1 pseudogene is annotated in these 520 nt (G+C 47.1%); it reads left to right on the top strand.

What is annotated here, in order from left to right:
* Positions 1 to 520 (top strand): annotated as a pseudogene (ubiB, locus tag R7R78_RS29405) (ubiquinone biosynthesis regulatory protein kinase UbiB); the annotation flags it as partial.

Below are 520 nucleotides of genomic sequence, written 5' to 3' on the forward strand. Positions count from 1 at the left end.
ATACCAATGTCGATGAGTTTGAGTTCGCGATTCGCATTGTGTGTGAGCCAATTTTTGCTAAGCCACTGTGTGAAATCTCCTTTGGACATGTGCTGTTGAACCTGTTCAACACCGCACGTCGCTTTAATATGGAAGTGCAACCTCAATTAGTGCTGCTGCAAAAAACGCTGCTGTACGTTGAGGGGCTTGGTAGACAATTATATCCGCAGCTCGATTTGTGGGAGACCGCAAAGCCATTCCTTGAAGAATGGATGATGAATCAAGTGGGCCCGCAAGCTTTGGTTAATTCAATCAAAGATCGCGCGCCATTTTGGGCGGAGAAATTGCCGGAACTGCCGGAGCTACTTTACGATAGCCTCAAACAGGGTAAAGCGATGAACCAGCGTATGGATCAGCTTTATCAAGGTTATCGCCAAAGTAAGCGCCAGCAGGCGACAGGAAAGTTTTTATTTGGCGTTGGCGCCACTTTAGTCGTATGCTCGGCAATATTGGTGGATAACGCTTATGAGCAGCTTTCGAT

This window comes from Vibrio sp. 2134-1 (assembly GCF_033339495.1).